Annotated in this window: 8 protein-coding genes and 1 tRNA gene; 6 read left to right on the top strand and 3 right to left on the bottom strand. The window is 67.9% G+C overall.

What is annotated here, in order from left to right:
* Positions 1–27 precede the first annotated feature (27 nt).
* On the top strand, positions 28–1,185 hold the full coding sequence (locus JNG39_RS02350; protein WP_368309443.1) for an isovaleryl-CoA dehydrogenase: 1,158 nt from the start codon (positions 28–30) through the stop codon (positions 1,183–1,185).
* 48 nt (positions 1,186–1,233) lie between these two features.
* Here the strand turns inward: JNG39_RS02350 and JNG39_RS02345 are convergent, their stop codons facing one another.
* Complete coding sequence (locus JNG39_RS02345; protein WP_368309442.1) at positions 1,234–4,062, bottom strand: S8 family serine peptidase; 2,829 nt, start codon at positions 4,060–4,062, stop codon at positions 1,234–1,236.
* Between the two features lie 203 nt (positions 4,063–4,265).
* Here JNG39_RS02345 and JNG39_RS02340 point away from each other — a divergent pair, with 203 nt between their 5' ends.
* The 5 genes from JNG39_RS02340 (at position 4,266) to JNG39_RS02320 (ending at position 10,797) form a co-directional block, all read left to right on the top strand.
* Positions 4,266–5,441 (top strand): acetyl-CoA C-acyltransferase, encoded by a 1,176-nt coding sequence (locus JNG39_RS02340; protein WP_368309441.1) that lies wholly within the window; start codon positions 4,266–4,268, stop codon positions 5,439–5,441.
* Between the two features lie 160 nt (positions 5,442–5,601).
* Positions 5,602–5,985, top strand: a complete 384-nt coding sequence (locus JNG39_RS02335) for a hypothetical protein (RefSeq protein WP_247373985.1) — start codon at positions 5,602–5,604, stop codon at positions 5,983–5,985.
* 170 nt (positions 5,986–6,155) lie between these two features.
* Positions 6,156–7,763 (top strand): carboxyl transferase domain-containing protein, encoded by a 1,608-nt coding sequence (locus JNG39_RS02330; protein WP_368309439.1) that lies wholly within the window; start codon positions 6,156–6,158, stop codon positions 7,761–7,763.
* 191 nt (positions 7,764–7,954) lie between these two features.
* On the top strand, positions 7,955–9,298 hold the full coding sequence (gene xseA / locus JNG39_RS02325) for an exodeoxyribonuclease VII large subunit (protein ID WP_368309438.1): 1,344 nt from the start codon (positions 7,955–7,957) through the stop codon (positions 9,296–9,298).
* Between the two features lie 68 nt (positions 9,299–9,366).
* A complete protein-coding gene (locus JNG39_RS02320; RefSeq protein ID WP_368309437.1) occupies positions 9,367–10,797 on the top strand; it encodes an aldehyde dehydrogenase family protein in 1,431 nt (476 codons plus the stop codon).
* A gap of 67 nt (positions 10,798–10,864) precedes the next feature.
* Here JNG39_RS02320 and JNG39_RS02315 read toward each other — a convergent pair whose 3' ends face one another.
* Positions 10,865–12,256: an FAD-containing oxidoreductase gene (locus tag JNG39_RS02315; RefSeq protein ID WP_368309436.1), complete on the bottom strand. Its 1,392-nt coding sequence runs from the start codon at positions 12,254–12,256 to the stop codon at positions 10,865–10,867.
* 23 nt (positions 12,257–12,279) lie between these two features.
* Positions 12,280–12,356 (bottom strand) — tRNA-Arg (locus tag JNG39_RS02310).
* Positions 12,357–12,592: the final 236 nt, after the last annotated feature.

Below are 12,592 nucleotides of genomic sequence, written 5' to 3'. Positions count from 1 at the left end.
CTCTCCCCCTGTCCGGAGTCTGCACGCATGCGCCCGTTCTCCCTCGGCGACGACATCGACCTCCTGCGCGAAAGCGTCCACGCCTTCGCCGACAAGGAAATCGCGCCGCGCGCCGACCGCATCGACCGCGAGAACCATTTCCCGGAAGACCTCTGGGCGAAGCTCGGCGACATGGGCCTGCTCGGCATCACGATCCCGGGCGAGTACGGCGGCTCGGAGGTGGGGTTCCTCGCCCACATGGTGGCGATGGAGGAAATCTCCCGCGCCTCCGCGTCGGTGGGGCTTTCCTACGGTGCGCACTCGAACCTGTGCGTGCAGAACATCTATCACAACGGCTCGGACGAACAGCGCCGCACCTACCTGCCCAAGCTCGCCAGCGGCGAATGGGTGGGTGCGCTGGCGATGAGCGAGCCGGGCGCCGGTTCCGACGTGGTCGGTTCGATGAACTGCCGTGCCGAACTCGTCGGCGACACCTGGGTGGCCAACGGTTCGAAGATGTGGATCACCAACGGTCCCGACGCCGATGTACTGCTGGTCTACATGCGCACCGCGCCACGCGCGGCCGGCAGCCGCTGCATGACGGCCTTCATCGTCGAAAAGGGCATGAAGGGTTTTTCCACCGCGCAGAAGCTCGACAAGCTCGGCATGCGCGGTTCCAACACCTGCGAACTGGTGTTCGACAACTGCGAGATTCCCGCCGGGAACATCGTCGGCGAGGTGAACGAGGGCGTTCGCGTGTTGATGAGCGGGCTCGACACCGAACGCCTCGTGCTCTCCGGCGGTCCCATCGGCATCATGCAGGCGGCGATCGACCTCACCCTGCCCTATGTGCGCGAGCGCAAGCAATTCAACGCGCCCATCGGTACCTTCGGCCTGATGCAGGGCAAGGTCGCCGACATGTACACCGCACTGCAGTCCTCGCGCGGCTTCGCCTACATGGTGGCCCAGCAGTTCGACAACGGCGTGAAGTCGCGCATCGACCCGGCCGCCTGCCTGCTCAACGCGTCGAGCAACGCGGTAAAGGTGGCGCTGGAGGCGATCCAGGCGCTGGGCGGCAACGGTTACATCAACGAATTTCCGGCGGGGCGCCTGCTGCGCGACGCGAAGCTCTACGAAATCGGCGCGGGCACGAACGAAATCCGCCGCATGCTGATCGGCCGCGAGCTGTTCCACGGCAAGTCCTGACGTCGTCGGCGCCTCGCCATCGGTGATCGCGAGGCGCCGATACGGCGCTTACCAGGCAAGGCGCACGCTGGCCGTCGCGGAACGGGAGTGATCCCGATCCGCGAACCGCTGGTCGACGCCCATCGCCAGCTGCATGCGTTCGCTCACGTCCCACCCGAGGTTCATCCCCATCGTGGCCGCATGCCGGGAGAGACCGATGCCGTCCACGGGTGCCCACTGCGAAAAGCCCGTATAGCGGGCCGCGAACACCTCGCCCCGGGTCGCGAACGCATTCTGCCAGCCGAGCTTCGCATCGAGATGGAACGCGCCGTACGCCGTGAGCCAGGCGCCCGAGGCGCGTAAGCCCACGCCCGCCTGCCAGCGCGACGTGGTGTGATTGCCCGCGGCGAGGCCGAAACCGTCGCCGCCGTCTTCGGCGAAGCCGTCGCGACGGATGCTCGCGAACTGCACGTTGGCGAACGGCGAGAGCGAAAACGCACCGGCCTGCGTGCGATAGCCGACTTCACCGTACGCGGCGTCGTAGTTCCCGTCCATGTCCCCGCCGGCGAACGACGCCTGGTCGCCGAAGCGAAGCAGGCGACGCGAATCGCCGCGGAAGCTGCCGTAGGCCACGCGACCCACGCCGTACCAGTTCGCGCCGCGCACACCGCCGTAGAACGTGCCCTCGGCACCCCGCGTACGCTGGCGGTCGAAGTGGCCCGACAACTGGCCGACGCTGTTCATCTGCGACACGGCGACGCCCGCGAAGCCGTCGTTGCCGACCGGGATGTCACGGCCGGCCACGCCGCCGGAGAGATTGAAACCGACGTTGCCGAATCCGCCGCGGTCCAGGCCGCCCTGGTCATTCAACGATTGCGTCCACGCGCTGCCGACAGGGTGGTGGTCCAGATGCGACATGAGCGCGTCGTTGCCCGCCTCGATACCCGCCAGCGTGACCGCCGTGCTCGCCGCATAGAGCTGCCCCGAAAGCGATTCGAGCGAGGCCTGCGCCGCCGCCGTGTCGCGTGACTGCTGGAGGCCACCCGCCGCCATCAGCGTGCCCATGGCCACGCCCTGCGACGACGCCAGCGCCGAATCGATTTGCGCGAACGCCGCGTCGACGCGCGGCGCCGACGACTGCGCGGCAGCGGACGTCCGCATGGACGATTGCGCGGTCTGCGCGAGGCTGACGTGCGACGTATCCAGCCAGACCTCCGATGCGCCGTATTGCAGGGTGGTCGAGAGCGTGATGCTGCTCGCCATCGTGAAGGTGTCGAACGTGCCGTTGACCGAGGCCGCGGTCAGCACCTGCTGGTGCACGGCCGGCGTGTAGCCGCCGACGGCGCCGACGAGGCGAAACTCGCCCGCCAGCGATGCGCTGCCCGCGACGATCAACGGCGCACCAAGCAGCTGGGCGAGGTGGCCGGTCGCGGTCTGCCTGAAATCGCCCGCGACATGCGTGGACGTTTCCATGGTCTGCATGCCGCCGCCGTTGATCACGTTGCCGCCGATGTCGCCATGGGCGATCAGCAGGCTGCCGGTCTCCACCGTCACGCTGCCGGGCAGCCTGCCCAGGGATTCCAGGGCGCTGCCGCCGCCCACGTCGCTACCGCCGGTGAAGCTGTTGGCCTGGCTCGTCAGCACGAGCCTGCCCGCGCCGGTGGTGGACAAGCCGCCGGCACCGGAGATGTCGTTGGAAAAGGTGATGTCCGCGCCCTGCACGTTCACCGGGAGGGCACCGAAATCCAGTCGTCCCGGCCCCCGGATGGCCTTGCCCACGTCGAGGCGGCCGTTGCCGTACACGGCGTCGATGCCCGGATCGCCCAGGTCGTCGGCCGTGCCGAGGACGATCTGTCGCACCGCCGCCATGTCGAGCGTGGGAAACACGCCGGCGACCACGGCGGCCGCGCCGCTCACCTGGGGCGCGGCGAACGACGTGCCCGACCAGATCTGGTACGACGGCGACGACGCGGTGGCATTCGCGGCGAGCGCGACGACGGCGCCCGGCGCGGCGATGCAGTAATTCCTGGCAACGCCGCACTTGTCCGAATACGAAGCGAGTTTGTTCGTGTCGTTGCTGTCCAGCGCCACCGCGACGATCCAGCCGGGTTCCAGCTGCGGCGCACGGGACGGCAACGCGCCCACGTCGGAAGGATCGGCCCGGCCGTCGTTGCCCGCGGCGAAGACGAACAGCGTGCCCTTGCCGGCCGCCGCGTACGCGTTGGCGAAGCTCGCGGTCACCGCGGTATCGGCCGCATCCCAGTACAGGCCTTCCCACGAGTTGTTGACGATGCGGGCGCCCTGCGCGATCACCTGGGCATTGATCTGGTCCAGCGGTTCGGCGGACGTGACCTTGTTGCCCTGTCCGCTGCCGTCGTCGGTGGGTGCCTTGTCGGCAATGATGCGTGCGCTGACGAGGGACGCGCCCGGCGCGATGCCGCCGGCGAAATAGCCGAGCGGCGTGCCTGCCGCCACCTCCGCCACCACGGTGCCGTGGCCCACCACGTCGCCCACGCTCGTGTTGTTGGTCGACGAATCCACGAAGATCAGGCTCTTCTTCACCCGTCCCGCCACCGTGGGATTGTCGGTATTGATGCCCGTATCCACGATGGCGATGGTCGCGCCCGCACCGACCGCACCCGCCGCGTGCGCGACGTCGGCGCCCGTGGCGGTCAACTGGACGTCGACCGGCGGCTGCGGCGTGGCCGGCGGCGGATCGGGGGTCGTCGGAGTGGAGGGGTTGGTAGGCGGCGGATTCTGCGGCGAGGTCGGCGCGGTGGGCGGGGGCGTGTCGATGCGCGTGGTACGGCTGCCGCCTCCACCGCCGCAGGCGGTCAGGCCAAGGCTCATGCAGACGGCCAGCGCCAACGGGTGCCGCAACGGCTTGATACGGTTCATGAACTCCCCCTGCCTTGAAGTCGATCGCCGCGCGACCCACCTCCCGGGTCGCGTGCCGTCGATGTTGCCACAACCTTTTGCGCCCCGATGCGTATGAATCGGCGGTTTGCGGCGCCGCAGATTGCCCCTCCACGGGGGCGACTGCGATACTCGACGGGTTTTCCGCCTTTTTCGGGCGGCCTTGCGAGTCTCACGGAGTCCCCATGTCCGACATCGTCATCGCGGGTGCCAAGCGCACCGCCATCGGTTCCTTCCTCGGCCAGTTCACCGGCGTTCCCACACCGGAACTGGGCTCGGTCGCCATCAAGGCGGCGCTGGAGCAGTCCGGCATCGCCCCGGCCGACGTCAGCGAAGTGATCATGGGCTGCGTGCTGCCCGCCAACCTCGGCCAGGCCCCGGCCCGCCAGGCCTCGATCAAGGCCGGCCTGCCCGTGGCCGTCGGCTGCACCACCGTCAACAAGGTCTGCGGCTCGGGCATGAAGGCCCTGATGCTCGGCCACGATCTCATCAAGGCCGGCTCGGCCAGCATCGTGGTGGCCGGCGGCATGGAGTCGATGACCAACGCGCCGCACATGGTCAACGCCCGCACCGGCATTCGCTACGGCGACGGCCAGCTGGTCGACCACATGGCCTGGGACGGCCTCACCAACCCGTACGACGGCAAGGCCATGGGCGTTTTCGGCGAGCAGTGCGCCGACAAGTACCATTTCAGCCGCGAAGAGCAGGATGCCTTCGCCATCGCCTCGGTGGAGCGCGCGAAGGCGGCGCAGGCCTCGGGCGCGTTCGCGAACGAAATCGTCCCCGTCACCGTGCAGGGCCGCAAGGGTCCGCAGGCGTTCGCCGAAGACGAACAGCCGGGCCGTTCCGACGTGGCCAAGATCCCCACCCTGCGCGCCGCGTTCCGCAAGGAAAACGGCACGATCACCGCCGCCAGCTCATCGAGCATCTCCGACGGCGCGGCGGCGCTGGTGCTGCTCTCGGCCGACGACGCCAAGGCCCGTGGCGTCACCCCGCTCGCGCGCATCGTGGCCCACGCCACGCATTCGCAGGAGCCGGAATGGTTCACCACGGCGCCGGTCGGCGCCATCCAGAAGGTGCTCGACAAGGCCGGCTGGACGGTCGACGACCTCGATCTGGTGGAAATCAACGAAGCGTTCGCCGTGGTGCCGATGGCGGCCATGCGCGAGCTCGGGTTGCCGCATGACAAGGTCAACGTGCACGGCGGCGCCACCGCCCTGGGTCATCCGATCGGGGCCAGCGGCGCGCGCATCGTGGTCACTCTTCTCAATGCGTTGACGGCCCGTGGGGCAAAACGTGGTGTCGCCACGCTGTGCATCGGTGGCGGCGAGGCAACGGCGATCGCCATTGAATTGGTGTGAAACCGGAGTCGAAAACGACGGCGGGTGCATGAAACGCTCACGCGGTGTGGATGGCCTTTAACGAGTCCTGAAGCGCCCACGGCGCTTCGGTAGCCACTCCCAGGCAAGTGAGCTATTAATACGCCCGCCCAACGGCATTCCACGGTTAAGGAGAAACACCATGAATTTGACGCGTACCCTTCTCGCCTCTGCGCTCGTCGCGCTCCTGGCCGCTTGCAGCAACGGCGCGCAGGATTCCGCGCAGGACGCCCAGAAGTCGGCCTCCGACGCCCAGCAGCAGGCCGACAAGGCCCAGCAGGCCGCCGACCAGTCGCAGAACGCCGCGACCTCGCAGGCCGCCGACCAGGCTCAGCAGTCGGCCGACCAGGCCAAGGATGCCGCCGCCCAGGCCCAGAGCGCCGCTTCGGCCTCGACCGCCGGTGGCGCTTCGGATGCCGCCAAGGACGCCGCTGCCAACGCCGCGGACCAGGCCGACAAGTCGGCCGACCAGGCGAAGGACGCCGCTTCCAACGCCGACAGCGCGAAGGACGACAGCAAGAAGTAATCCTCACGGGTTGCTTCGATGTCAGGACGGCCGCCTTCGGGCGGCCGTTTTTTTTGAAAGGGTTTGGCTGCACGAAAACCGAGGCCATGGCGACCGCCTGCCGCAACGCAGCGTTTGCCCCGTCTCCCACATCGCTATCATGGTGGTTTCGTCCGACCACGAAATCCCCCATGCCCATCCTCACCTCGCAGATCGACACCCGCTCGACCGACTTCCAGGCCGCGAGCCTGCGCCTTCGCGCGCTCACCGACGACCTGCGCGACACGTTGAAACGCACCGCCGAGGGTGGCGGCGCCAAGGCGCGCGAAAAGCACGTCGCGCGCGGCAAGCTGCTGCCGCGCGAGCGCATCCGCGCCCTGCTCGATCCTGGCTCGCCCTTTCTCGAAATCGCGCCGCTCGCCGCGCACGGCATGTACGACGATGCAGCGCCCGCCGCGGGCGTGATCGCCGGCATCGGCCGCGTCATGGGCCAGGAAGTGGTGGTGCTCGCCAACGACGCCACCGTCAAGGGTGGCACGTATTTCCCGATGACGGTGAAGAAGCACCTTCGCGCGCAGGAAGTGGCGATGGAGAATCGCCTGCCGTGCATCTACCTCGTCGATTCCGGCGGCGCCTTCCTGCCGCTGCAGGACGAGGTATTCCCCGACCGCGAGCACTTCGGCCGCATCTTCTACAACCAGGCGCGCATGAGCGCGCAGGGCATCGCGCAGATCGCGGTGGTGATGGGCTCGTGCACCGCCGGCGGTGCCTACGTGCCCGCGATGAGCGACGAGACCATCATCGTGCGCGAACAAGGCACCATTTTCCTCGGCGGCCCGCCGCTGGTGAAGGCGGCCACCGGCGAAGTGGTGGATGCCGAGGCGCTCGGCGGCGCCGACGTGCACACGTCCGTATCGGGCGTGGCCGACCACTTCGCCGAAAACGATGCCCATGCGCTCGCCATCGCGCGCGACATCGTCGGTTCGCTCAACCGGGTGAAGAAGGTGCCGCTCGCCGTCCGTGCGCCGCTGGAGCCGCGCTTCGCGGCAGACGAGCTCTACGGCGTGATTCCCGAGGACACGCGCCGCCCGTTCGACATCCACGAGGTGATCGCGCGCATCGTCGACGATTCGGAATTCCACGAGTTCAAGGCGCGCTACGGCAAGACGCTGGTCACCGGCTTCGCCCACATCCATGGCTACCCGGTGGGCATCGTCGCCAACAACGGCATCCTGTTCGGTGAATCGGCGCAAAAGGGCGCGCACTTCATCGAACTGTGCAACCAGCGCAACGTGCCGCTGGTGTTCCTGCAGAACATCACCGGCTTCATGGTGGGCCGCAAGTACGAGAACGCCGGTATCGCGAAAGACGGCGCGAAGATGGTCACCGCCGTGGCCTGCTCGCACGTGCCGAAATTCACCGTGGTGATCGGCGGCAGTTTCGGCGCGGGCAATTACGCCATGTGCGGCCGCGCCTACGGCGCCCGGTTCCTGTGGATGTGGCCCAACGCGCGCATCAGCGTGATGGGCGGCGAGCAGGCCGCTTCCGTGCTCGCCACCGTGCGCCGCGACGGTATCGAGGCGGGTGGCGGCAGCTGGAGCGCCGAGGACGAGGAAGCCTTCAAGGCGCCGGTGAGGGACCAGTACGAGCGCCAGGGCCATCCCTACTACGCCAGCGCCCGCCTGTGGGACGACGGCATCATCGACCCGGCCGACACCCGGCGCGTGCTGGGACTGGCGATTTCGGCGTCGTTGAACGCACCGATCGAGCAAGGCAGGTTCGGTGTGTTCCGGATGTGACTCGCTTCGCCTCGATTCGCCGATGCGATCGGCTCCCACCCCTTCGGTAGGACGCTCACAATGGAAGGGAGCCATCCCGTCGGCTGACGCTCGACTACCGAAGGGGTGGGAGCCGATCGTATCGGCGAAAAACCTTGCGTCGGGCTGAGGAGTTACGGCTAAGTCACTGACCATGCTAACCTCGCCGGTCCATGTCCGACTTCGCCGACAATACGCCCCACGTCTTCACGCCGTCCGGCCTGAACCGGCTGGTGCGCGACCTGCTGGAAGACGCCCTGCCCATGGGCGTGTGGATCGAAGGCGAATTGTCGAACGTCGCGCGCCCCGCGTCCGGCCACGTGTATTTCACCCTGAAAGACGCGAATGCCCAGGTGCGCTGCGCCATGTTCCGCATGAACGCCATGCGCCTGCGCTTTCGCCCGGCCGACGGCATGCACGTGCTGATGCGGGCCAAGGTGGGCCTGTACGAAGCGCGCGGCGAATTCCAGCTCGTGGCCGAGCACATGGAGCCCGCGGGCGAAGGCGCGCTGCAACGCGAGTTCGAACAACTCAAGGCGCGACTCGGCGCCGAGGGCCTGTTCGATGCCGAACGCAAACGCTCCCTGCCGGCGTTTCCCAAGCGCATCGGCGTCATCACCTCGCCTTCCGGCGCCGCCATCCGCGACGTGCTGAGCGTGCTGGGCCGCCGTTGCCCGCTCGCCGACGTCGAGGTACTGCCGGTGCCGGTGCAGGGCCGTGAAGCACCTCCGGCCATCGCGGCGATGCTCCGCCGCGCTTCCGCCAGCGACCGCTACGACGTGCTGCTCGTCACCCGCGGCGGCGGTTCGCTCGAAGACCTCTGGGCCTTCAACGACGAAGCCGTGGCGCGGGCGATCCACGCCAGCAACGTGCCCGTGGTGTCGGCGGTGGGTCACGAGGTGGATTTCACCATCGCCGACTTCGTCGCCGACCTGCGTGCCGCCACGCCCTCGGCCGCCGCCGAATTGCTGGTACCCGACGGTGCCGATCTCGACCGGCAGCTGCGACGCCTGCGCCAGCGCCTCGCCACGCTGATGTCCCGCCGCCTGCAGGCCGCGTCACAACGTGCGGACCACTGGCAAGCCCGGCTGAACGCCCAGCGTCCGCAGGCTCGCCTCGCTCGCGACGCGCAGCGGCTGGAAACCCTGCGTCGTCGTCTGCTGGCCGTTACGAGCCAATCGAACGCCCTGCGCCGCGCGCGACTGGATCGCCTCGAAACACGGCTGGCGGCCCGTCATCCACGCTTGCGGCTCGAACCCGCCCGTCGCCGCAACGGCGAGTTGCGCCAGCGACTGGAGCGTGCCATCGAGCGCATGCTGGAACGCCACCGCGCCAGCCTGGCGCAACAGGGGCGCACGTTGCATGCGGTCAGCCCGCTGGCCACCCTCGAGCGTGGCTACGCCATCGTCTTCGACGAGCGCGACGCGGTGGTACGACGCGCGGACGACATCGCCATCGGCGAGCGCGTTCGCGTCATGCTCGGCGAAGGCGAGATGAGGCTGAGCCGCGACGGCTGAGCGACACCTCACGACACCTGAACGCGCCAGGCCGGATCATGGCCGGGTCGCCGCCAACGAGCCCCGCCATGCTCCGGAAAAGCTACCCCTACTATCTCGCCAATGCCGCGGTCAAAGGCAAGGCGAAACTCGATGTCATCGACAAGTACACCGGCGAGGTGGCAACGCGCGTGGCCTTGCCGGATGCTTCGGCGCTGGAAGATGCCATCGAGGCCGCGCACCGGGCTTCCGAGGCCATGCGCCGCTTCAAGCCCTATCAACGTCAAGCCGTGCTGGAACACTGCGTGGAGCGCTTTCGCGCGCGGCGGGACGAATTGGCCCATGCCTTGTGCGTGGAAGCCGGCAAACCCATCAAGGACTCCGCCGGCGAGGTCACCCGCCTCATCGAGACGTTCAAGATCGCCGCGGAAGAAGCCGTCCGCATCAACGGCGAAACGATCAACCTGGAGATCTCCGAACGCAGCGCGGGATACCACGGCTACACGCGCCGCGTACCCATCGGGCCCGTCGCGTTCATCACGCCGTTCAACTTTCCGCTCAACCTCGTGGCGCACAAGGTGGCTCCCGCCATCGCCGCGGGATGTCCCTTCGTGCTCAAGCCCGCCGAGCGGACGCCCTTGGGCGCACTCATCATCGGCGAAGTGCTCGCCGAAACCGACCTGCCCAAGGGCGCCTTCTCGATCCTGCCCATGGTGGGACGCGATGCCGAACCCCTGGTGACCGACCCGCGGCTGAAGATGCTTTCCTTCACCGGCGGCCTGGTCGGATGGGATCTGAAAGCGAAGGCCGGCCACAAGAAAGTGACGCTGGAATTGGGTGGCAATGCCGCCTGCATCGTCGATGGCGACCAGGCGCTGCGGCTGGATGCCGTGGTCGACCGGCTGGTGTTCGGCGCCTTCTACCAATCCGGACAGAGCTGCATCAGCGTGCAGCGTATCCTCGTGCACGACGATATCTACGACGACCTGCGCCGCCGGCTCGTCGCCCGGGTGAAAGCCATCAAGGCCGGTGATCCGAAGAAGAAGAGCACGTTCCTCGGGCCGATGATCGACGAAGCCGCCGCCGAACGACTGGCAGGCTGGATCGGCGAAGCGAAGCGGGCCGGCGCGAAGATACTTTGCGGCGGTGCGCGCAAGGGCGCGATGCTCGAACCCACCTTGCTCGAGCAGGTGCCGCGCGATGCGAAGTTGCAGCGCATGGAAGCCTTCGGCCCGGTGGCGTTGCTCGAGCGCTTCATGACCCTCGACGACGCGCTCGCCATGGTCAACGATTCGGAGTTCGGTCTGCAGGCCGGCGTCTTCACCGACAACCTGCGCCATGCCATGCGTGCATGGGACGAACTGGAACAAGGTGGCGTGATCGTCAACGACGTGCCCAGCTTCCGCGTCGACAACATGCCCTATGGCGGTGCCAAGTCGTCCGGCCTGGGACGCGAGGGCGTTCGCTATGCCATCGAGGACATGACGGACGTGCGCCTGATGGTGATCCGCGAGACCTGACGCCCGACCCGGCGGCCCGCCCCTCTCCGCCCGCCCGCCGTCGGCGCACGTCGGCACGAGGGGCGTTTCATGCCGGTTTGAGGTCGCCCACCACGGTGGGAATCAGCTCCGACACCGTGGGATGGATCGGCACCGCCCACTGCAGCGTGTCGATCGACGCGTCGGCGTTCATCATGTCCAGGATACCGTGCACGGCCTCGTCGCCCGACATGCCCAGGATGGCCGCGCCGAGGATGCGGCGACTTTCGGCATCGGCCACGATCTTCATGAAACCCCGCGTTTCGCCCTTTTCCACCGCCCGTCCCACCCGGCTCATCGGACGTTTGGACACGAGCAGCGGTCGTCCGCTGGCGCGTGCCTGCGCTTCGGTCATGCCGACGCGCCCCAGCGGCGGATCGACGTAAAGCGCGTAACCCAGGATACGCTCGCTCACCTTGCGGTCGGCGCCGTCGAGAAGATTGGCGGCAACGATCTCGTAGTCGTTCCACGCCGTGTGCGTGAAGGCTCCCCGACCGTTGCAATCGCCCATCGCCCAGACGCCCTCGGCGCTGGTTCGCAGATGATCGTCGACCTTGATGTAGCCCTTGCCGTCGACCTCGATCCCGGCGACGTCGAGCCCGAGGTCGTCCGTGTTGGGGCGGCGCCCCACCGCGAGCAGCACGTGAGATCCGATCACCTCGGGGCTGCCCTCGGTGCAGTCGACGCCTACCGCCACGCCCTGCGCGTGGGGAGCCAAGCGGATGCAGCAGGCGTTGGTACGCACGTCGATGCCTTCGGCTTCGAGGATGTCGCGCACCTCGCGGCTGACGTCTTCGTCCTCGCGGCCGATCAGCGACGGGCCCTGCTCCACCACGGTCACTTTCGCACCGAAGCGGCGATACATCTGCGCGAATTCCAGCCCGATGTAACTGCCGCCCACCACCACGAGGTGTTCGGGCACGGTTTCCAGCGGGATGATGGTGCTGTTGGTGAGGTAATCCACGGCCTCGATACCCGGGAAATCCGGTACGTGCGCACGACCGCCGACGTTGAGGAACACTTGCCCGGCCGTGATCGATTCGCCGTTCACCTCGAGCGTGTATCGCCCCTGGGCGTCGCGGGGCCCGGCGAAGCGCGCGTGGCCGCGAATCAGTTCCAGTCCCGGCATGCCCGCCAGCCAATCCTCGTTTCCCTTGCGCGAATCGAGGATCACCTTGCGCGCACGTGCCGCCACGGTGGGCATGTCGATGCCTACCGGACCCGCGAGCACGCCGAAGTCGGTGCCACGTCGCGCCAGGTGGGCGGCATAGGCGCTGGCGACGAGGGTCTTGGTGGGCTTGCAGCCGGTATTGACGCAGGTGCCGCCGACGAGATGGCGTTCCACGATGGCGACCGTACGGCCGGCAGCGGTGAGTCGGTTGGCGAGGGCCGGGCCGGCTTGCCCGGCCCCGACGATGATGGCATCGAACGAACGGGGCATGGGCTCTCCGGTGTTCTCAGGGATGGTGCCACCGGCGGGATTCGAACCCACGACCTGTCGCTTAGGAGGCGACCGCTCTATCCAGCTGAGCTACGGCGGCGAACCGGCCAAGGATACCGAAACGCGGCGGCGCGGTCACGAAAACGGCACCGGGAGCCCTCTGCCCGGAGATCAGGATATCCGGCGTTTGGTTTCCGAATCGTCCTATCGATGACGCTGGACCGCAGGGCTGGCTTGGGCCTATGTTGGACTCCGCTTCAGGGAGGAAGCCCATGACGATGTCCACGTCGTTGCTGCCGCGGGCAAGCCCGCGTTCCGCCGGGAAAGGCCCACGGG

This window comes from Luteibacter sp. CQ10, from assembly GCF_040900725.1.
Lineage (GTDB): Bacteria > Pseudomonadota > Gammaproteobacteria > Xanthomonadales > Rhodanobacteraceae > Luteibacter.
The sequence above is the reverse complement of the archived record's forward strand: the minus strand, read 5'-3'. Positions and strand labels throughout refer to the sequence as shown.